Raw genomic sequence first — 20426 nt, forward strand, 5'->3', positions numbered from 1 at the left:
GGGTCCGGCCGCATGGGCGGCATCCGCTTACTTTCGTCACAACAGGAATTGCATACCGGGCAATTCTTTCTACCTCTACTAGAGGTTGAAGGTTAGACAGGTCCAGGGCTACGGAGGCCGGCATGAGCCAGAACCAGAACTACCTCGCCGTCATCAAGGTGGTCGGTGTCGGCGGGGGCGGCGTGAACGCCGTCAACCGCATGATCGAGCTCGGCCTGCGCGGTGTCGAGTTCATCGCGATCAACACCGACGCCCAGGCGCTGCTGATGAGCGACGCCGACGTCAAGCTCGACGTCGGCCGTGAGCTGACACGCGGACTCGGCGCAGGAGCCGATCCCGAAGTCGGCCGTCGCGCGGCCGAAGACCACGCGGAAGAGATCGAGGAGGCGCTGCGAGGCGCCGACATGGTCTTCGTCACCGCGGGCGAGGGCGGTGGAACCGGCACGGGCGGCGCGCCCGTCGTCGCGAAGATCGCGAAGTCGATCGGAGCACTCACGATCGGTGTCGTGACCAAGCCCTTCTCGTTCGAGGGCCGTCGCCGGCAGCAGCAGGCCGAGACCGGTGTGGGTCGGCTGAAGGAAGAAGTCGACACCCTCATCGTCGTCCCGAACGACCGCCTGCTCGAGATCAGCGACCGCGGCATCTCGATGATCGAGGCGTTCGCCACGGCCGACCAGGTGCTCCTCGCCGGTGTGCAGGGCATCACGGACCTCATCACGACGCCGGGTCTGATCAACCTCGACTTCGCCGACGTCAAATCGGTCATGCAGGGCGCGGGCTCCGCGCTCATGGGCATCGGATCCGCGCGCGGCGCGGATCGCGCGATCAAAGCCGCAGAGCTCGCGGTGGAATCGCCCCTGCTCGAGGCATCCATCGAGGGCGCGCACGGCGTGCTGCTGTCGATCCAGGGCGGGTCGAACCTCGGCATCTTCGAGATCAACGATGCCGCGCAGCTGGTCAAGGAAGCGGCGCACCCCGAGGCGAACATCATCTTCGGAACGGTCATCGACGACACCCTCGGCGACGAGGTGCGCGTGACGGTGATCGCGGCCGGCTTCGACGGCGGAGAGCCCCAGCAGCGCATCGAGCCGATCACGGCCTCGCGCGTGCAGACCGCGCCCGCGCTGCCGTCGACGACCGCCGACGACGCCGCGAAGGACCGCGAGGTCGAGCCGGTCGCTCCCGCCGTGCCGGTGTCGGTGGGTGCGATGTCCGAGACGTCCTACGACTCGGCGTTCGGTGACGACGACCTCGACATCCCCGACTTCCTGAAGTAAGCACGTCAGCCACATGGCCGATCTCGCCGCTCGCCTCGCCGAGGTCGACGAACGGATCGCGGATGCCGCACGCGCGGCGGGTCGCGATCCGTCCGAGCTGACGCGCATCGTGGTGACGAAGTTCCACCCCGTCGCGCTCGTCGAGCAGCTGTACCGGCTCGGCGTGCGCGATGTGGGGGAGAACCGCCAGCAGGAGTTCAGTCGCAAGGCGGCCGAGGCCGCTGCGCTGGACGGCCTGCGCTGGCACTTCATCGGGCAGGCGCAGACCAACAAGGCCCGTGCCATCCGTGCCGCAGCATCCGTCGTCCATTCCGTCGACCGGTCGCGCCTCGCCGACGCGCTGCACGCCGCCGCCGAGCCGGGCGAGCCGGTGCTGGATGTGCTGCTGCAGGTGAATCTCACCGAGGACGCGGGGCGGGGCGGCGTGGCGCCGGGTGACCTCGAGCCGCTCGCCGCGCACGTGGCCACGCTGCCGTCGTTGCGCGTGCGCGGAGTCATGGCGGTCGCGCCGCTGGACGAGCCGCCTGCACCGGCGTTCGAGCGGCTGCGGGACTGTGCCGAAACGGTGCGCCGGGTCGTTCCGGACGCCGGCTGGATCTCGGCGGGAATGACCGCCGACTTCGCCGAGGCGATCGCGGCAGGCGCGACACACCTGCGGATCGGGTCGGCAATCACGGGCCCGCGGCCGGATCGCGGTTAACCTCGGAACAGATGAGCACTACGGAGGATGCGATGTCGAACCCGCTCAAGAAGACCATGGTGTACCTGGGCCTCGCCGACGAGGAAGAGGTCTACGAGGAGCCGGCTCCGCAGCCGCGCGGCCGCAAGTCGGAGCAGGTCGTCGACAAGCCCGCCGCTCCCGTGACGCCCATCCACCGGCCCACCGTGGTGCGCCAGCCCGCACCCCAGGCGGTGAGCGAGATCCTCACGGTGCACCCGAAGCAGTATCGCGACGCGCAGGTGATCGCCGAGAACTTCCGCGAGGGCATCCCCGTCATCATCAACCTCTCGCAGATGAGCGACGCCGACGCGCGCCGACTGATCGACTTCGCGAGCGGGCTGTCGCTCGGGCTCTACGGCCGCATCGAGCGCGTGACCAGCAAGGTGTTCCTGCTCTCGCCCGAGAACGTCGCAGTCTCGGGTGACGGAGGCGTCGCGCACGCCGATCCGGAATCCGTGCCCTTCGCGCAGCCGTAACCTGGCTACGTGGCTGTCGTCCAACTCATCGCATCGATTCTCAACCTCGCGCTGCTCCTGTACGTCTTCGTACTGCTCGCGCGGCTGATCCTCGACTGGATCCCGTTCTTCAATCGCGAGTGGCGCCCCCGTGGCGCGGGCCTCGTCGCTGCCGAGATCATCTACACGCTCACCGACCCGCCGATCAAGCTCTTCCGGCGATTCATCCCGCCGCTGCGGGTCGGCGCCATCGCGATCGACTTCGGTTTCGCGCTGACGATGCTGCTGTGCTTCATCCTGCTCAGCGTCACGCGGGCCATCGCGGCCTGATCGGCCCGCCCTCGAGTCCCGGTCCTTCGACACTCTCCGAAGCCACGACTATGCTTGCCTGATACCGCCGGCCGCCAGCCGGCGGCCCCGACATCGGCCAGCGACCAGACGCTCGAAAGAGGAATCACCATGGCATTGACCCCCGATGACGTCGTCACCAAGCAGTTTCAGCACGTGCGCTTCAAGGAGGGTTTCGACCCGGACGAGGTCGACGACTTCCTCGACGAGATCGTCGTCGAGTGGCGCAAGACGATCGCCGAGAACGAGGAGCTGAAGGCGAAGCTGGCGGCGTACGAGTCGGGTGCGACTCCCGCGCGGGCCGCCGAGCCGGCTCCGGCTCCGGTCATCGCCGAGGCCCCGGCGCCGGCGCCGGCTGCCACGACCGGTGCCACCGCTCCCGCCGCGAGCGCGGGCATCATCGAGCTGGCGCAGCGCCTGCACGACGAGCACGTGGCCGAGGGCATCGCCCAGCGCGACCAGCTGATCGCCGATGCCAAGGCTCAGGCCGCCTCGATCGTGTCGGAGGCCGAGACCCGTGGCCGCGAGGAGCTTTCGAAGCTCGAGCGCGAGCGCACGTCGCTCGAGGGCCGCATCTCGGAGCTGCGCAACTTCGAGCGTGACTACCGCGCCCAGCTGCGCAGCTACATCGAGGGCAAGCTGCGCGACCTCGAGACGACCGCAACGACGTCCGGCCAGCAGCCGGTGTCGGCCATCGGCCTCTAGGCCTTGACAGGCCGACCTCCCCTTCGTCAGGCGGCGGCCGGCACCATCATCGCGATCCTCGCGGTGCTGGTGCTGGCCGCCGACCAGTTCGCGAAGCGCCTCGCGCTCGAGAACCTGCCCTATCAGGAACCGGTCCCGGTCCTGGGCGAGTTCTTGAGCTTCTACCTCACCCGCAATCCCGGCGCCGCCTTCTCGCTCGGCGAGGGTGTCACGTGGATCTTCACGATCGCGCTGGCCGTCGTCGCCGGGGTGATCGTGTGGCTCGCCGCCACCCGTGTGAAGTCCCGCCTCTGGGCCGTGGCGCTCGGCCTGCTGCTGGGCGGCGTGCTGGGCAATCTCACCGATCGCCTGCTGCGCGAGCCCGGCTTCGCCGTCGGCCATGTCATCGACTTCATCAACACGCCGTGGATGTGGTTCTTCCCGGGCATGTCGCCGGCGATCTACAACATCGCCGACATCTTCATCGTCTCCATGATGATCGGGGTGGCGCTCCTGGTGCTCGTCGGCCTCCACCTCGACGGCACGCGGGAACGCCGCACCGGCGAAGACGGCGGACCGACGGATGCCGCGGCCGATGTCGAGACCAGGGCGGAGGCATCCGGTCCCGTCGCCGCGGAGCCCGCCGCGCCGCCTTCGGATGCGGACGGCGGAACGACCGACGCACCGAAGGCCTGATATGGAGTCGCGCAGCCTGCCCGTCCCCGACGGCCTCGACGGCGCGCGGGTCGACGCCGCGCTGGCGAAGATGCTGGGGTTCTCACGCACCTTCGCGGCCGACGTCGCCGAGGCGGGCGGTGTCGTGATGGACGGGCGCACGCTGTCCAAGTCCGACAAGCTGCGCGGCGGCGCGTGGCTCGACGTCTCATGGGCACCCAAGGAGGAGCCGCGGGTCGTGCCGGTCGCGGTGCCGGATCTGGGCATCGTGTACGACGACGACGACATCGTCGTGGTCGACAAGCCCTCGGGGGTCGCGTCGCACCCGTCGCTCGGCTGGGAGGGCCCCACCGTGCTGGGAGCCCTCGCCGCCGGCGGATACCGCATCGCCACGACGGGCGCTGCCGAGCGACAGGGCGTGGTGCACCGCCTCGACGTCGGCACCAGCGGGCTCATGGTGGTCGCCAAGTCCGAGCGCGCGTACACCGCACTCAAGCGCGCCTTCAAGGAGCGCGAAGTCGACAAGGTCTACCACACGGTCGTGCAGGGGCATCCGGATCCGCTGGCCGGCACGATCGACGCCCCCATCGGACGCCATCCGAACCACTCATGGAAGTTCGCGGTCGTCCCCGACGGCAAGGACTCGATCACGCACTACGAGACGCTCGAGGCGTTTCCCGGGGCGTCGCTGCTCGAGATCCATCTGGAGACGGGCCGGACGCACCAGATCCGGGTGCATATGGCCGCGCACCGGCATCCGTGCGTCGGCGATCCGCTCTACGGGGCCGATCCGACCCTCTCGGCCAAGCTCGGGCTCACGCGTCAGTGGCTGCACGCGCACGAACTGTCGTTCTCGCACCCGGCGACCGGGGAGTGGGTGACGTTCGTCTCGCCGTACCCGGCCGACCTGGCGCACGCCCTCGAGGTGCTGCGAGGCGAGTGACCCGACCGCGGTCGTCGCCGTGCCCTCAGCGGCCGCCCTCGAACCGCGCGACTCCCTCCGGGGCGAGCGAGAACTCGATCCGGCGGCGCATGTCGGGCAGTTCGAGATGCGGCAGAGTGTCGACGTCGTACCACCCCACCTCGGTCATCTCACCGTCCGCGGGATGCGGCTCGCCCGACACCCATGCGCAGCGGAACACCAGGTCGAGGTAGTCGACCTGGTCGCCGTGCGGATAGACGACCCGTGGCAGCTGGTGCACCCATGCCAGACGCTCCACACGGCACACGATCCCGGCCTCTTCGAGCGTCTCGCGCGCCGCGGCGTCGGCCGGTTCCTCTCCCGGGTCGACGATGCCCGTGACGGGAGTGAGCGCGCCGTTGTCGCTGCGTCGCCCGAGGAGCACGCGATTCTCGCGCAAGACGATGGCCGTGACTCCGACCAGCGGGAGCGGCGCGGTGCCGATCTCTCGGCGAAGCTCGAGCACGAAATCCGGGGTCGGCATGCCCTCACCCTACGACGCTGGACGATGTCGGATGCCGCGGGCACACTGAGCGCATGGCGATCGAAATGAGGCCGGCGACCGTGTTCGACGATGTCGCCACCGTGATCGGCCCCAAGAATCCCGAGTCGAGCGTCTGCTTCTGCCTGAGCTATCGGATCCCGTCGAAAGAGGCGAATGCGCTGCGAGGGCCCGAGCGCGCCGAGCGGGTGCGCCGGCTCATGGCGGAGGAGGAGCACCCGATCGGCGTGCTCGCCTACGACGGTGACGACGTCGTCGGGTGGGCGGCCGTCGCGCCGCGCGCGCGAACGCACTTCGCGACGTTCCGCAAGATCCCACACATCGACGATGCCGACGTGTGGTCGCTGTGGTGCTTCCGGGTGCGGCCGGGACATCGCAAGAAGGGCGTCATGCACTCGCTCATCGACGGTGCGGTCGCGTTCGCGCGCGACAACGGCGCTCCCGCGATCGAGGGCTACCCGGTCGACAACGGCGATGCGAAGGTCGACCTCACCATGGCCTATGTCGGAACGCGCCGACTGTTCGAGAAGGCGGGTTTCGAGAAGGCCGCCGACACCACATCGGTGCTGTCGGGCTTCCCGCGCGTGCTCATGCGGCGCGAGCTGCGGTGAGCGCCCTACCCTGAGACCGTGAACCAGCTGCTGCGCCGCCGCCTCGAGCTCGCCAACACGCTCTACCTCGACCTCGTCGACACGGTGACGTCCGAGCACCTGGGGTCGCATCTCGCCGATCTGCCCTCCGACACCGTCGGGCACCAGCTGTGGTGCGTGCTGGGTGCACGCGAGAGCTTTCCCCGTGCCGCACGCGCCGGCGGCTGGCAGGGGTTCACGAGTCCGGTCACGAAGGAGCAGACGACGGATGCTGCAGCCCTGCGTGCCGCGCTCGTGCAGACCGCGGCCGATGTCGACGACTGGGTGGCCGGCGTCCCGGCGGATGACGAGGATTCCCTGCGGTACGTCATCGCGCTCCTCGAGCACGAGACGCAGCACCACGGCCAGCTCATCCGGTACCTGTACGGCCTCGGCATCGAGCGCCCGCAGTCGTGGCAGCGGCAGTATGCGCTCGACGAAGAATTCTGAATCCGCGTGAAGCGAGAGGACCGAACCCTCACCCTCGAGTCGAGGGTGAGGCGAGCTTCGCGGGCGGTCGGGGCGACACCCGCGCAGCCCGGCTGCGATGTCCCGGGGCTTACCTAGACTCGATCCGTGGCATCCGACTCCTTCGTTCACCTGCACGTGCACAGCGAGTACTCGATGCTCGACGGGGCAGCCCGCATCGGCCCGATGGTGCAAGAGGCGGTGCGTCTGGGCATGCCGGCGATCGCGGTCACCGACCACGGCAACACCTTCGCGGCCTACGAGTTCTACAGGACCGCGAAGGATGCCGGCATCAAGCCGATCATCGGCATCGAGGCCTACGTCACCCCGGGAACGCATCGTTCCGACAAGGCCCGCGTTCGCTGGGGCACCCCCGAGCAGTCCGACGACGACGTGTCGGGCTCGGGCGCGTACACCCACATGACGCTGCTGTCCGAGACGACGGAGGGCATGCACAACCTCTTCCGGCTGTCGTCGAAGGCGAGCATCGAGGGGTACTACTTCAAGCCGCGCATGGACCGCGAGCTGCTGCAGAAGTACAGCAGAGGTCTGATCGCGACGACCGGATGCCCCTCGGGCGAGGTGCAGACGCGACTGCGGCTCGGTCAGTACGATGCGGCGCGCGCGGCGGCGGCGGAGTTCCAGGACATCTTCGGCAAAGAGAGCTACTTCGCCGAGATCATGGACCACGGCCTCTCGATCGAGCGCCGGGTCATGAGCGACCTGCTGCGGATCGCGAAGGACCTCGACATCCCGCTGGTCGGCACGAACGACCTGCACTACACCCACCAGCACGACGCGAACAGCCATGCGGCGCTGCTCTGCGTGCAGTCGGGATCGACGCTGGATGATCCCAAGCGCTTCAAGTTCGACGGCGATGGGTACTACGTGAAGTCGCCCGCCGAGATGCGGCAGGTCTTCCGCGACCACCCCGAGGCGTGCGACAGCACTCTGCTGATCGCGGAGCGCTGCGAGGTCGAGTTCGACACGAGCGCCAACTACATGCCGCGCTTCCCGGTTCCCGAGGGCGAGACCGAGGAGTCCTGGTTCATCAAGGAGGTCGAGAACGGCCTCAACGAGCGCTACCCGAACGGCATCCCCGACGAGGTGCGCAAGCAGGCGGAGTACGAGACCGGCGTCATCACGCAGATGGGGTTCCCCGGATACTTCCTCGTGGTCGCCGACTTCATCAACTGGGCCAAGCGCAACGGCATCCGCGTCGGACCGGGCCGTGGCTCGGGCGCCGGCTCGATGGCGGCGTACGCGATGAAGATCACCGACCTCGATCCGCTGCAGCACGGTCTCATCTTCGAGCGATTCCTCAACCCCGACCGCGTCTCGATGCCCGACTTCGACGTCGACTTCGACGACCGCCGCCGTGGCGAGGTGATCCAATACGTCACCGAGAAGTACGGCGACGAGCGCGTCGCGCAGATCGTGACGTACGGCACGATCAAGGCCAAGCAGGCCCTCAAGGACGCCGGCCGCGTTCTCGGCTTCCCGTTCAGCATGGGGGAGCGGCTCACCAAGGCGATGCCGCCGGCCGTGATGGGAAAGGACATGCCGCTCGAGGGCATGTTCGACCCCCAGCATCCGCGATACAAAGAGGCATCCGAGTTCCGCACGCTGATCGAGACGGATGCCGAGGCCAAGACCGTCTTCGACACCGCGGTCGGCCTCGAGAACCTCAAGCGGCAGTGGGGCGTCCACGCCGCCGGCGTGATCATGTCCAGCGAACCGCTGATCGACATCATCCCGATCATGAAGCGCGAGCAGGACGGGCAGATCGTCACGCAGTTCGACTATCCGGCGTGCGAGTCCCTCGGCCTCATCAAGATGGACTTCCTGGGGCTTCGCAACCTCACGATCATCAACGACGCCCTCGACAACATCGAGGCCAACCGCGGACACCCGCTCGTGCTCGAGGACCTCGCCCTCGACGATCAGGCCTCGTACGACCTGCTGACGCGCGGCGACACGCTCGGCGTGTTCCAGCTCGACGGCGGGCCGATGCGCTCCCTGCTGCGCCTGATGAAGCCCGACAACTTCGAAGACATCTCGGCCGTCATCGCGCTGTATCGCCCCGGCCCGATGGGTGCGAACTCGCACATCAACTACGCGCTGCGCAAGAACGGCCAGCAGGAGATCACCCCCATCCACCCCGAGCTCGAGGAGCCGCTGAAGGACATCCTCGACACCAGCTACGGCCTGATCATCTATCAGGAGCAGGTCATGGCGATCGCGCAGCGAGTCGCCGGGTTCAGTCTCGGCCAAGCAGACATCCTCCGGCGCGCGATGGGCAAGAAGAAGAAGTCCGAGCTCGACAAGCAGTACGAGGGCTTCCACCAGGGGATGATCGACCGCGGCTTCGGCGAAGGTGCGATCACCGCGCTGTGGGACATCCTGCTGCCCTTCTCGGACTACGCCTTCAACAAGGCCCACTCGGCGGCGTACGGGCTCGTCTCCTACTGGACGGCCTACCTGAAGGCCCACTACCCGGCCGAGTACATGGCCGCGCTGCTCACGAGCGTGGGCGACTCCAAAGACAAGATGGCGGTCTACCTCAACGAGTGCCGCCGCATGGGCATCAAGGTGCTTCCGCCCGACGTGGGTCAGTCGATCCGCTACTTCGCCGCCGTCGGCGAAGACATCCGCTTCGGCCTGGGGGCGGTGCGCAACGTCGGCACGAACGTCGTCGAAGGGATCGTGGCCGCGCGCTCCGACGACGGGTTCACCAGCTTCCACGACTTCCTCGCGAAGGTGCCCGTCCACGTGGCCAACAAGCGCACCGTCGAGTCGCTGATCAAGGCCGGCGCCTTCGACTCACTCGGGTCGACACGGCGCGCGCTGATGGAGATCCACGAGGACGCCACCGAGGCGGCCGTCCTCGACAAGCGGCGCGAGGCCAACGGCGAGGTCGGCTTCGACTTCGATTCGCTGTGGGGCGACGACGAGCCGCAGCAGGCGGCCAAGGTCCCCGAGCGGCCCGAGTGGAACAAGAAGGACAAGCTCGCGTTCGAGCGCGAGATGCTGGGGCTGTACGTCTCGGACCACCCGCTCGCGGGACTCGAGATCCCGCTGGCCAAGCATGCCTCGACGAGCATCCATGATCTGCTCGCGTCGGACGACGTCGGCGACGGCGACCAGGTCACGATCGCAGGCCTCGTCACCAGCGTCCAGCATCGCGTCGCGAAGCAGAGCGGCAACCCCTACGGCATGATCACGGTCGAGGACTTCGACGGCGAGATCACGGTCATGTTCATGGGCAAGACCTACACCGAGTTCGCCCCCATGCTCGTCGCCGACTCGATCCTGGTGGTGCGGGGGCGCGTGTCGCGTCGCGACGACGGCATGAATCTCCACGCGCAGTCGGCCTTCAGCCCGGATCTCGGCACGATGGATGAGTCGGGCAGCCTGGTGCTCGTGATGCCGGAGCGTCGTGCCAACGAGGCCGTGATCGGCGAGTTGCTGCAGATGCTGGAGCGGCACAAGGGTCAGACCGAGGTGACGATGAAGCTCCACAGCGGGTCCGTCGCCAAGGTGTTCGAAGTGCCGCATCCCGTGCGCATCACGCCCGATCTGTACGGCGAGCTGAAAGGCCTGCTCGGGCCGCAGTGTCTCGGTTGAGTCGCGGGTTCGAGCTGAATCGGATGCGCCGGAACGCATGTGCCGTCTCATCGCCGTCTCATGCGGCGTGGGTAGGATCAGGACGACGCGGGCCTCGGAAGCCCGCCGGAAGGGACGATCGTGACTGAGGACCAGAGGGAACCGAACATCGAAACCGCGGATGCCGAGGAGGCGCCGCAGTACGGACTGGGACCGTTCTCGATCCGCGAGGTCGCCCTGATGGGCACGTGGCTCGTGGCCTTCGTCGTCTCGTTCTTCCCGATCTACGGCGAGATCGGCCGCGGCCCCTCGGTGTGGAGCAACGGGATCGACTGGGTGCTCACGATCGGCGTTCCGACCGCAGCCGTCTTCCTCATCGTGCTTCGGCGCCTCTCACCGCAGGGCATTCGGCGGGTGGGCTCGCTGGGCATCGACCAGTTCGCGTCCGTCGCCTTCTCGGTGTCGACAGTGCTGTGGCTCACGATGATCTGGAACTCGTTCATCACGCTCGCCAACCAGCGCTTCTTCGCCGCGACGTGGGTCGTGTGGGTGGAGTTCTTCCTCATGCTCGCCGGCGTGCTGCTGACCGTGTTCGCACCCTTCATCGCACCGTTCGCCCAGGACTTCAGCGGGCGTCCGGAGGTCGTCGCTCACCGCAGCGCGCGCCCCGTCCGCCCGGTGACGCCTCGCCCGGTCGCACAGCCCCGGGCGGAGGCCGCGTCCGAGGGTGCGGCATACGGCGCCTACCCCGACTACGCGCCCCCTGCGGCACCGGCCGCTCCGGCTCCGTACGAAGCCGCCGGTGACACCGGCGTGGCAGCTCCCGCGGCGAGCGAGCCGCTGCGCGAAGACCGCGGCGCCACCGAAGCGGCCTACACCGAGGCGACCCCGCTGACGCCCGAAGCCGAGACGCCGGCGACCGCCGAGACCACCGCCATCGAGACCGAGGCCTGGGAGTCGGCGCAGGCGCCGGCGTCGTCAGCGGCGGAGGACTCCGCGGCCCCGGCCGCGCAGCCGCGCCACCAGGCGTTCTGGGCGCTCGTTCCGGAGGAGCGCGACGTCGTCGACGAGATCGGCATCCCGGTGTTCCGTATCAGTCCGACCGCGTGGGCACTCGTCATCGAGGATCGCGGCGACGTCTTCGTCGTTCGTCACGAGGACGGCCGGATCGGCTATCTTCACGACGTCTCCGGGGTCACCCGCGGCTGAACGGCTGTCTTCCCGATCCGATGGCGTCGCCGGCCGCGATACCGTAGACGGATGCTCCGGACGATCGATCTGCGTGGGCGCGAGCTGACGCACGCCGAACTGCTCGCGACCGTGCCGCGCGCCACCGCCGCGCGCGAAGAGGCCCTCGCCACCGCGGCGCGCATCGTCGATGACGTCGCCGCACGCGGGTCCGAGGCGTTGCGCGAGCAGGCCGAGCGCTTCGACGGCGTCACGGGTCACGACATCCGTGTCCCCGCTGCCCACCTCGACGAGGCCCTCGATTCGCTGGATCCGGCCGTGAGGTCGGCGCTCGAACAGGCGATCGGGCGGGTGCGCGAGGCCTCCGCGGCGCAGGTGCCCGCTCCCGCCGTGACCGAGCTCGGCCCCGGTGCCCGCGTGGGCCAGCGTTGGCAGCCGGTGCGTCGTGTGGGGCTCTACGTGCCCGGCGGCAAAGCCGTCTACCCCTCGAGCGTCGTGATGAACGTGGTCCCCGCGCAGGTCGCGGGCGTCTCGGAGATCGCCCTCGCTTCACCGCCGCAGCGCGACTTCGGTGGACGCGTGCACCCGGTCATCCTCGGCGCCGCTCGCCTCCTCGGGGTCACTGAGGTGTATGCGATGGGCGGAGCGGGCGCCATCGGTGCCCTCGCCTACGGCGTCGCGGACCTCGACCTGGATCCCGTCGACGTCGTGACCGGTCCCGGCAACAACTTCGTCGCCGCCGCGAAGCGAGCGGTGGCCGGGCTGGTGGGGACGGATGCCGAAGCCGGCGCCACCGAGATCCTCATCGTCGCCGACGACAGTGCCGACGCCCGCCTCGTCGCCGCGGATCTGATCAGTCAGGCCGAGCACGACGAGCAGGCCTCTGCGGTGCTGGTCACCACGTCGGAGCGGCTCGCGTCGGACGTGCTCGCCGAGATCGCACCCCGGGCGGCCGCGACCCGTCATGCCGCGCGCGTGTCAGCGGCGCTCACGGGTCCGCAATCCGCGATCGTGCTCGTCGACGACGTCGCCGCGGCCACGGCCTTCAGCAACGCGTACGCTCCCGAGCACCTCGAGCTGCACCTCGATAACCCGCGCCCGGACGAGTTCGTGCACGCCGGTGCGGTCTTCGTGGGCGACGCGACGCCCGTGAGCCTCGGCGACTACCTCGCCGGCAGCAATCACGTCCTGCCCACCGGCGGCCAGGCGCGGTATTCGGCCGGGCTGTCGGCGGCGACGTTCCTGCGGCCGCAGCAGGTCATCGAGTACGACCGCGCCGCACTCGCCGTCGTGCGCGACGCGATCGTGACCCTCGCCGAAGCCGAGGCGCTGCCTGCTCACGGCGAGGCCATCACGGCGCGGTTCGATGCAGGTGGCACCGCCGCAGACCAGACCGGGAGCCAGGCCGGCGCCACGGCGTAGGCTGTCTCTGCCATGCACTGTCCGTTCTGCCGCCACGCCGATTCCCGCGTGATCGATTCCCGCACGAGTGACGACGGCCTCAGCATTCGTCGTCGAAGGCAGTGCCCGCAGTGCGGCGGTCGCTTCACGACGGTGGAGACGGCGAGCCTCAACGTCATCAAGCGCTCCGGTGTGATCGAGCCGTTCAGCCGCGAGAAGGTCATGTCGGGTGTGCGCAAGGCCTGTCAGGGCCGTCCGGTCACCGAGGCAGATCTCGCTGTGCTCGCGCAGACGGTCGAGGAGAGCATCCGGCAGACGGGAGCGTCCCAGCTGGACGCGAACGAGATCGGTCTGGCGATCCTGGGCCCGCTGCGCGACCTCGACGAGGTGGCGTACCTGCGGTTCGCCAGCGTCTACCAGGCGTTCGACTCTCTCGAAGACTTCGAGTCCGCGATCGAGCAGCTGCGTGTCGACCACGACCGGTCGCGACGCGGCGATACGGGAGACGACGCGGCGGCCGCGGGCTGACCGACACCCGCACACAACCGCAGCGCCTCTGACGGCGCAGCGCGACCGGATAGCCTGGACGGGATGTATCCGCTCCTCTTCCGCACTGTGCTCTCGCGCATGGATCCCGAGTCGGCTCACCACGCGGCGATGGCGGTGATCCGGATGCTGGGCGTCCCACCGTTCTCGTGGGCGGCACGCGCGCTCACCCGCCCGGCGCCCGAACTGGCGACGTCGGCGCTCGGGCTTCGCTTCGAATCGCCCTTCGGTGTGGCCGCCGGATTCGACAAGGACGTGAAGGGTGCGGCCGGTCTCTTCGCGCTCGGCTTCGGCCACGTCGAGGTGGGTACCCTCACGGCGATCCCGCAGCCGGGCAACCCGCGGCCTCGCCTCTTCCGGCTGATCCCCGACCGCGCGGTGATCAACCGCATGGGTTTCAACAATCACGGCGCCGAAGCGGCGGCCGAGCGGCTGCGCCGGCTCCGGCGACGTTCGCGCCGCGCGGTGCTCGGCGTCAACATCGGCAAGAGTCGCGTGGTCGACGTCGCCGAGGCGACCGCGGATTACGTGCGCAGCGCCTCGCTGCTCGCGCCGCTGGCCGACTACCTCGTCGTGAACGTCTCGTCACCCAACACACCCGGGCTGCGAGGCTTGCAGGCCGTCGAGACCCTTCGCCCGCTGCTGCACGCGGTGCACAACGCCGCCGGCACGACCCCGCTCCTGGTGAAGATCGCTCCCGACCTGGCGGACGACGAGGTCGAGGCGGTCGCACGGCTCGCCGTCGAACTCGGCCTCGCCGGCCTCATCGCCACCAACACGACGATCTCGCGCGAGGGACTCGCGACGGATCCGGCGACCGTCGCGGCCGCCGGGGACGGCGGACTGTCCGGAGCGCCGCTCAGGACACGCTCTCTCGAGGTTCTCCGGCTCGTGCGTGCTGCGGTCCCAGCCGACTTCTGCGTCGTCTCGGTGGGCGGTGTCGAGACCGCCGCTCACGTCAGAGAGCGGATGGATGCCGGCGCCACCCTGGTGCAGGGTTACACCGCGTTCCTCTACCGTGGGCCGCTCTGGGCGCGCCAGATCAATCGGGGGCTCGCGAAACGCGGCTAAGGCGCTGCTCGTGGCCGGCGGAACCGGTCAGGCGGGCTTCTGGCCCCGCTTGACCTGGGGCTTCGGCAGACGCAGGAACCGCATCTGCACGGTGCGCATCGCCGCGTACCAGCCCAGGCCCTTCTCCATCTTGCCCTCGCCGAACTTGCGCTTGATGGCGCGCTTCACGGCGATCGATGTGATCACCATGTCGCCGATCACGAAGAGGATGAAGATCCACAGCCCGATGAAGGCGTAGTACTGCACCGCGGGTGCCGGGATGAAGGTCGCGAGGATCACCAGCACCATCGCGGGCATCACGGCCTCGCCGAGGTGCCAGCCGGCGTCGACCCAGTCGCGCACGAACTTGCGCTGCGCACCCTGGTCGCGCGCCGGGAGGTAACGCGGGTCACCGGCGGCCATGCCGAGGCGGGCCTTCTCGCGCTGCGCGGCCAGATCGGCGCGGGCGCGGGCCTTGGCCTCCTTGGTGTCGGCGACGAGCGGACGCTTGCGGGCGGCCTCCTGTTCCGAGCGCTTGGGGGTGGGTCGACCCTTCGTCGTGGCGCCGCCGACGGGTGCGCCGTTGAGAACGGTTCCCTCGGAGGGGGCCTCGTTCGGGGCGGATGCTGCGGGTGTCTTGGCCACGGGTGTTCCTTGGAGTCAGGAAATGGGGTGCCCTTAAGATTACCCGCATGACCTCTGAGCTCTCCCGACAGGATGCTGTGCGCGAAGCCGCGGCATCCGGCATCCCCTCCGCCATCGCCGATCTGGGCGGACTGGTGCGGATTCCGTCCGTCGCCTTCCCGGGCTTCGACCCGGCCGAGGTGGAGCGCAGTGCGGAAGCGGTCGCGGCGCTCGTGCGCGAGACCGGGCTCTTCGAGAGCGTCGAGATCCGCACCGCGGGAATCCCGGGCACGGGGGAGCAGGGCAACCCCGCGGTGCTGGCCACGCGGGCCGCTCGCAACGGGCGCCCGACGATCCTTCTCTACGCGCACCACGACGTGCAGCCCGTCGGCGACGAGGCACTGTGGGAGTCGGCTCCCTTCGAGCCCACGGTGCGCGGTGGTCGCCTCTACGGCCGTGGCGCCGCGGACGACAAGGCCGGGATCATGGCGCACATCGCCGCCCTGCGCGCACTCAAGGAGGCCGTGGGCGAAGACTTCGACCTGGGCGTCGCACTGTTCTTCGAGGGTGAGGAGGAAGCGGGATCGCGCTCGTTCGCGCAGTTCCTCACTGACAACGCCGACGCACTGCGCGCCGACGTGATCGTCGTTGCCGACTCGGGCAACTGGGACGACAAGACGCCTGCCCTCACCGTCTCGCTGCGCGGCAACACGCGGTTCACGATGCGCGTGAGGACCCTCGAGCACGCGTCGCACTCCGGGATGTTCGGGGGAGCGGTGCCGGACGCGATGATGGCGACGGTGAAGCTGCTGTCGACCCTGTGGGATGAAGACGGCGCGGTGGCCGTCGCGGGACTGACGGAACGGGATGCCGAGACCCCGCCGTACAGCGAAGAGACCCTGCGTGATGAGGCCGGTCTTCCCGACGGCGTGTCGCCCGTGGGCCGGGGCACGATCCTCAGCCGTATCTGGAACAAGCCGTCGATCACGGTCACCGGGATCGACGCGCCGAGCGTCGTCAACGCCTCCAACACCCTCAGCCCCGAGGTCTCCGTCGTGATCAGCGCGCGGATCGCGCCCGGACAGACGGCCCGAGATGCGTACACCGCCATCGAGGAGCATCTGCGCGCGCACGCCCCGTTCGGCGCTCAGCTGGAGTTCTCGGATCACGACTTCGGCGACGCGTTCCTCGTGGACACGTCCGGCTGGGCGGTCGAAGCAGCACGCGAGGCGCTGCACGAAGGGTACGGCGTCGAGTCGGTCGACATCGGTGTCGGTGGTTCCATACCGTTCATCGCGGACCTGGTGCGGGAGTTTCCGAGTGCGCAGATCCTCGTCACCGGTGTCGAAGACCCGCATGCCAAAGCCCACAGCCCCAATGAGTCGCTGCACCTGGAGACGTTCCGAAACGCCGTGCTCTCGGAGGCGCTGCTGCTGGAGAAGCTCGACGCGCGCACACCGGATGCCTGAACACGCCCGGTTCGGAGCCGCCTCACGGCGGGCGCGCGTAGAATCGACGCATCCCGCTGCCCACACGGACCCATCATCCCGGGCGGCCCGTCCGGAGGAGTGCCATGACCGACACCGCACTGACGACTGACCAGACTCAGGCGCCCAGCCGTGAGCATGGTGTGCAGCTGACCGACGCCGCCGCGCTCAAGGTCAAGAACCTGCTCTCGCAGGAAGGACGCGACGACCTTCGCCTGCGCGTGGCGGTCCAGCCCGGCGGCTGCAGCGGCCTGATCTACCAGCTGTACTTCGACGAGCGCTACCTCGACGGCGACAAGACCGTCGACTTCGACGGTGTCGAGGTCATCGTCGACGACATGAGCGTTCCGTACCTGGACGGCGCGATGATCGACTTCAAGGACACGATCTCGGAGCAGGGCTTCACGATCGACAACCCGAACGCTGCGGGCAGCTGCGCGTGCGGCGACAGCTTCCACTGATCGGCTGACCACGCGGGTACTTTTCCGGCGGGCCCGGGCGCTTCAAAAGGCGCCCGGGCCCGCCGTTTTCCGTGCTGAGGACACGATTCAACCTGGGCGGTTGGCCTGAATCCACTGGGCGCTTGCCCTAGACTGGCGAGAGTCCTGTTCGCGATCCGGAAAGGTGCACCGTGCCTTCGAAACGCCGTATCCGCTGGGCCGTTCTCCCACTCGGGATCGCAACGGCTGCAGTCCTCGCCGGATGCACCCCGACGGAGTTGCACGGCTATCTTCCCGGCTTCATCGAGAGCGGCCAGCCGGCCACCGACCGCACCGACATGGTCGCGGGCCTGTGGGTGAACTCGTGGATCGTGCTCCTCGTCGTCGGCGTCATCACGTGGGGCCTCATGGGCTGGGCGGCGATCGCGTATCGCCGCCGCAAGGGGCAGCGCGGACTCCCGGTGCAGCTGCGATACAACATGCCGATCGAGATCTTTTACACGATCGTGCCGCTGATCCTCGTGATCGGGTTCTTCGCGTTCACCGCGCGCGACCAGACGATCCTCGAGACGCAGTTCGAAGACCCCGATGTCGAGATCACCGCGATCGGCAAGCAGTGGTCGTGGGACTTCCAGTACGACGGTGAGACCGAAGAGGACACGGTCTGGACCATGGGCGTCCAGGCCCAGACGGACGCGCAGGGCAACGTGACCAGCGAGCTGCCCACCCTCGTCCTCCCGGTCGACCAGAGCGTGAAGATCAAGCTGCAGTCGCGCGATGTCATCCACTCGTTCTGGATCATCGACTTCCTGTACAAGAAGGACATGTACATCGGCAAGGACAACTACTGGTCCTTCACGCCGACCCGAGAGGGCACGTACGCCGGCAAGTGCGCCGAGCTGTGCGGCGAGTATCACTCGATGATGCTGTTCAACGTCGAGGTCGTGAGCGCCGAAGAGTACGAGGACTACCTCGAGACTCTCCGCGACGCCGACCAGACGGGCGACATCAACGACGCCTACGACCGTCTGCAGAACCAGCCGGGCACGGGTGGGACGCCTGAGGACGAAGAGGGAGACAACTGATCATGGCGACGACGCTTCCGCTCGAGGAGACGACGCAGGGTCGCCCGACCACCCTGCCGCCGCGTCAGGCCGCACTGCTCAGCGCCACGCGCGTGGAGCAGAAGGGCAACATCATCGTCAAGTGGATCACCTCCACGGATCACAAGACGATCGGCTACCTCTACCTCATCGCATCGGTGATCTTCTTCCTGCTGGGCGGAGTGATGGCGCTCATCATCCGCGCCGAGCTCTTCGAGCCGGGCATGCAGATCGTGCCGACGAAGGAGCAGTACAACCAGCTCTTCACGATGCACGGCACGATCATGCTGCTCATGTTCGCGACCCCGCTGTTCGCGGGCTTCGCGAACGCGATCCTGCCGCTGCAGATCGGCGCTCCCGACGTCGCCTTCCCGCGTCTGAACGCGTTCGCCTTCTGGCTGTTCCTGTTCGGCTCGACGATCGCCGTCGCCGGGTTCCTGACGCCCCAGGGTGCGGCCTCGTTCGGATGGTTCGCCTATCAGCCCCTGGCGGGAGCGACCTTCTCGCCCGGCGCCGGAGGCAACCTCTGGATGCTCGGGCTCGGCATGAGCGGTTTCGGCACCATCCTCGGTGCCGTGAACTTCATCACAACCATCATCACGATGCGCGCGCCCGGCATGACCATGTGGCGCATGCCGATCTTCTCGTGGAACACGCTGGTCACCAGCATCCTGATCCTGATGGCGTTCCCCGTGCTCGCCGCGGCGATCCTGGCGGCGGCCGCCGACCGTGTCCTCGGCGCCCACATCTACGACCCCGCCAACGGCGGTGTCCTGCTGTGGCAGCACCTGTTCTGGTTCTTCGGGCACCCGGAGGTCTACATCATCGCGCTGCCGTTCTTCGGCATCGTGTCGGAGATCTTCCCGGTGTTCAGCCGCAAGCCGATCTTCGGATACAAGACGCTCGTCTACGCGACCATCGCGATCGCGGCTCTGTCGGTCGCCGTGTGGGCTCACCACATGTACGTCACCGGCGCCGTGCTGCTGCCGTTCTTCGCGCTCATGACGATGCTGATCGCGGTGCCGACGGGTGTGAAGATCTTCAACTGGATCGGCACCATGTGGCGCGGATCGGTGACGTTCGAGACGCCTATGGTGTTCGCCCTCGGCTTCCTGGTGTCGTTCGTCTTCGGTGGGCTCACCGGCGTCATCCTCGCTTCGCCACCGCTGGACTTCCACCTGTCGGATTCGTACTTCGTCGTCGCGCACTTCCACTACGTCGTGTTCGGAACCGTCGTCTTCGCGATGTTCGCGGGCTTCTACTTCTGGTGGCCGAAGTGGACCGGCAAGATGCTGAACGAGCGACTCGGGTACGTCCACTTCTGGATGCTGTTCATCGGGTTCCACATGACGTTCCTCATCCAGCACTGGCTCGGCGTGGACGGCATGGTCCGCCGGTACGCGGACTACTCGGCCGCCGACGGCTGGACGTGGCAGAACCAGGTGTCGACGATCGGCGCGATGCTGCTAGGCGCCTCGATGATCCCGTTCCTGTTCAATGTGTGGATCACGTCGCGCAAGGCGCCCAAGGTGACGGTTAACGACCCGTGGGGCTACGGCGCGTCGCTGGAATGGGCGACTTCCTGCCCGCCGCCGCGTCACAACTTCACGTCGATCCCGCGCATCCGCAGCGAGCGTCCCGCGTTCGACCTGAACCACCCGGAAGCCGGCATCCCGGTCGGCGTCGGACCGGCGAAGGACGCGCCTGAAGCCCCGGTTGCCGATCTCGCCGAGGGAGAGGTGAAGTAAGTGCGCACCAACGCCGGACTGTGGTGGCTCCTCGCCGCCTTCTTCTTCCTGGTGGCCGTCCTGTACACCGGCTGGAACCTGATCTCGCACTGGGACACCAACGCCACCGGCGGCCAGTCCTACTGGGAGACGGTCACGCTCTCGATCGAATGGGTCGGCAGTGTCGCACTGCTGTTCACCGCCTTCATGGGCGCCCTGATCGCGTTCTACATCGGCAAGGTGCACAAGGCGCAGGGCGGTGAGCTGCCCGAGGACATCCTCACGGCCGACATCGATGACGGCGACCCCGAACTGGGTGAGTTCAGCCCGTGGTCGTGGTGGCCGATCGTCCTCGCGTTCTCGGCGGCCCTGGCAATGATCGGGCTCGCGGTCGGCACGTGGCTGATGCCGATCGGCTTCGCGGTGTTCGTCGTCGCGATCGTCGGCTGGGTGTACGAGTACTACCGCGGCTACTTTGCACGCTGACCCGGCCCGCACCTGATCTCTCGGTCGTGCCGATTCACCGACGTGAGG

21 protein-coding genes are annotated in these 20426 nt (G+C 68.3%); 19 read left to right on the forward strand and 2 right to left on the reverse strand.

Annotation, left to right across the window (positions count from 1 at the left end):
• Positions 1–122 precede the first annotated feature (122 nt).
• From ftsZ to HF576_RS19200, 7 genes are all read left to right on the forward strand, one after another.
• Positions 123–1277 carry a cell division protein FtsZ gene (gene ftsZ / locus HF576_RS19170; RefSeq protein ID WP_168914445.1) on the forward strand — a complete coding sequence of 385 codons (1155 nt, stop codon included), beginning with the start codon at positions 123–125 and terminating at the stop codon, positions 1275–1277.
• Positions 1278–1290: 13 nt separating this feature from the next.
• Entirely contained in the window at positions 1291–1977 is a 687-nt protein-coding gene (locus HF576_RS19175; RefSeq protein WP_168914446.1) for a YggS family pyridoxal phosphate-dependent enzyme, read from the forward strand.
• Positions 1978–2009: 32 nt separating this feature from the next.
• Entirely contained in the window at positions 2010–2474 is a 465-nt protein-coding gene (locus tag HF576_RS19180; RefSeq protein ID WP_168914599.1) for a cell division protein SepF, read from the forward strand.
• Positions 2475–2483: 9 nt separating this feature from the next.
• The gene (locus tag HF576_RS19185) at positions 2484–2783 is read left to right on the forward strand and encodes a YggT family protein (RefSeq protein WP_168914447.1); all 300 of its coding nucleotides are present in this window, start codon (positions 2484–2486) and stop codon (positions 2781–2783) included.
• 129 nt (positions 2784–2912) lie between these two features.
• Positions 2913–3506 carry a DivIVA domain-containing protein gene (locus HF576_RS19190; protein ID WP_168914448.1) on the forward strand — a complete coding sequence of 198 codons (594 nt, stop codon included), beginning with the start codon at positions 2913–2915 and terminating at the stop codon, positions 3504–3506.
• Between the two features lie 3 nt (positions 3507–3509).
• A complete protein-coding gene (lspA, locus tag HF576_RS19195; protein WP_168914449.1) occupies positions 3510–4181 on the forward strand; it encodes a signal peptidase II in 672 nt (223 codons plus the stop codon).
• 1 nt (position 4182) lies between these two features.
• The gene (locus HF576_RS19200) at positions 4183–5103 is read left to right on the forward strand and encodes an RluA family pseudouridine synthase (RefSeq protein WP_168914450.1); all 921 of its coding nucleotides are present in this window, start codon (positions 4183–4185) and stop codon (positions 5101–5103) included.
• Between the two features lie 25 nt (positions 5104–5128).
• On the opposite strand, the gene HF576_RS19205 is transcribed toward HF576_RS19200, so the two are convergent.
• Positions 5129–5605: an NUDIX hydrolase gene (locus tag HF576_RS19205; protein WP_168914451.1), complete on the reverse strand. Its 477-nt coding sequence runs from the start codon at positions 5603–5605 to the stop codon at positions 5129–5131.
• Positions 5606–5658: 53 nt separating this feature from the next.
• Between HF576_RS19205 and HF576_RS19210 the strand changes: the two genes are divergently transcribed.
• From HF576_RS19210 to HF576_RS19240, 7 genes are all read left to right on the forward strand, one after another.
• On the forward strand, positions 5659–6234 hold the full coding sequence (locus tag HF576_RS19210) for a GNAT family N-acetyltransferase (RefSeq protein ID WP_168914452.1): 576 nt from the start codon (positions 5659–5661) through the stop codon (positions 6232–6234).
• Between the two features lie 18 nt (positions 6235–6252).
• Positions 6253–6702, forward strand: coding sequence for a DinB family protein (locus tag HF576_RS19215; protein WP_168914453.1), 450 nt, complete (start codon positions 6253–6255; stop codon positions 6700–6702).
• 126 nt (positions 6703–6828) lie between these two features.
• Positions 6829–10347 (forward strand): DNA polymerase III subunit alpha, encoded by a 3519-nt coding sequence (gene dnaE / locus HF576_RS19220; protein WP_168914454.1) that lies wholly within the window; start codon positions 6829–6831, stop codon positions 10345–10347.
• A gap of 120 nt (positions 10348–10467) precedes the next feature.
• Positions 10468–11535, forward strand: coding sequence for a hypothetical protein (locus HF576_RS20485; RefSeq protein WP_240949048.1), 1068 nt, complete (start codon positions 10468–10470; stop codon positions 11533–11535).
• Between the two features lie 51 nt (positions 11536–11586).
• Complete coding sequence (gene hisD, locus HF576_RS19230) at positions 11587–12936, forward strand: histidinol dehydrogenase (RefSeq protein ID WP_168914455.1); 1350 nt, start codon at positions 11587–11589, stop codon at positions 12934–12936.
• A gap of 12 nt (positions 12937–12948) precedes the next feature.
• Positions 12949–13443: a transcriptional regulator NrdR gene (gene nrdR, locus HF576_RS19235; protein WP_168914456.1), complete on the forward strand. Its 495-nt coding sequence runs from the start codon at positions 12949–12951 to the stop codon at positions 13441–13443.
• A 63-nt stretch (positions 13444–13506) separates the two neighbouring features.
• Positions 13507–14532 carry a quinone-dependent dihydroorotate dehydrogenase gene (locus HF576_RS19240; RefSeq protein ID WP_168914457.1) on the forward strand — a complete coding sequence of 342 codons (1026 nt, stop codon included), beginning with the start codon at positions 13507–13509 and terminating at the stop codon, positions 14530–14532.
• A gap of 27 nt (positions 14533–14559) precedes the next feature.
• Here HF576_RS19240 and HF576_RS19245 read toward each other — a convergent pair whose 3' ends face one another.
• Positions 14560–15156 carry a DUF3043 domain-containing protein gene (locus tag HF576_RS19245; RefSeq protein WP_168914458.1) on the reverse strand — a complete coding sequence of 199 codons (597 nt, stop codon included), beginning with the start codon at positions 15154–15156 and terminating at the stop codon, positions 14560–14562.
• Positions 15157–15203: 47 nt separating this feature from the next.
• On the opposite strand from HF576_RS19245, the gene HF576_RS19250 reads away from it, so the two are divergent.
• The 5 genes from HF576_RS19250 (at position 15204) to HF576_RS19270 (ending at position 20378) form a co-directional block, all read left to right on the forward strand.
• A complete protein-coding gene (locus HF576_RS19250) occupies positions 15204–16604 on the forward strand; it encodes a dipeptidase (protein WP_168914459.1) in 1401 nt (466 codons plus the stop codon).
• Between the two features lie 104 nt (positions 16605–16708).
• Positions 16709–17083 (forward strand): iron-sulfur cluster insertion protein ErpA, encoded by a 375-nt coding sequence (erpA, locus tag HF576_RS19255; RefSeq protein ID WP_168914460.1) that lies wholly within the window; start codon positions 16709–16711, stop codon positions 17081–17083.
• Positions 17084–17253: 170 nt separating this feature from the next.
• A complete protein-coding gene (gene ctaC, locus HF576_RS19260) occupies positions 17254–18147 on the forward strand; it encodes an aa3-type cytochrome oxidase subunit II (protein WP_168914461.1) in 894 nt (297 codons plus the stop codon).
• Positions 18148–18149: 2 nt separating this feature from the next.
• On the forward strand, positions 18150–19913 hold the full coding sequence (gene ctaD, locus HF576_RS19265; protein WP_168914462.1) for an aa3-type cytochrome oxidase subunit I: 1764 nt from the start codon (positions 18150–18152) through the stop codon (positions 19911–19913).
• The gene (locus tag HF576_RS19270) at positions 19914–20378 is read left to right on the forward strand and encodes an aa3-type cytochrome oxidase subunit IV (protein ID WP_168914463.1); all 465 of its coding nucleotides are present in this window, start codon (positions 19914–19916) and stop codon (positions 20376–20378) included.
• Positions 20379–20426 lie beyond the last annotated feature (48 nt).

Origin of the sequence: Microbacterium salsuginis (assembly GCF_012524205.1) — a bacterium.
In the GTDB taxonomy this organism is placed as follows: Bacteria; Actinomycetota; Actinomycetes; order Actinomycetales; family Microbacteriaceae; genus Microbacterium; species Microbacterium salsuginis.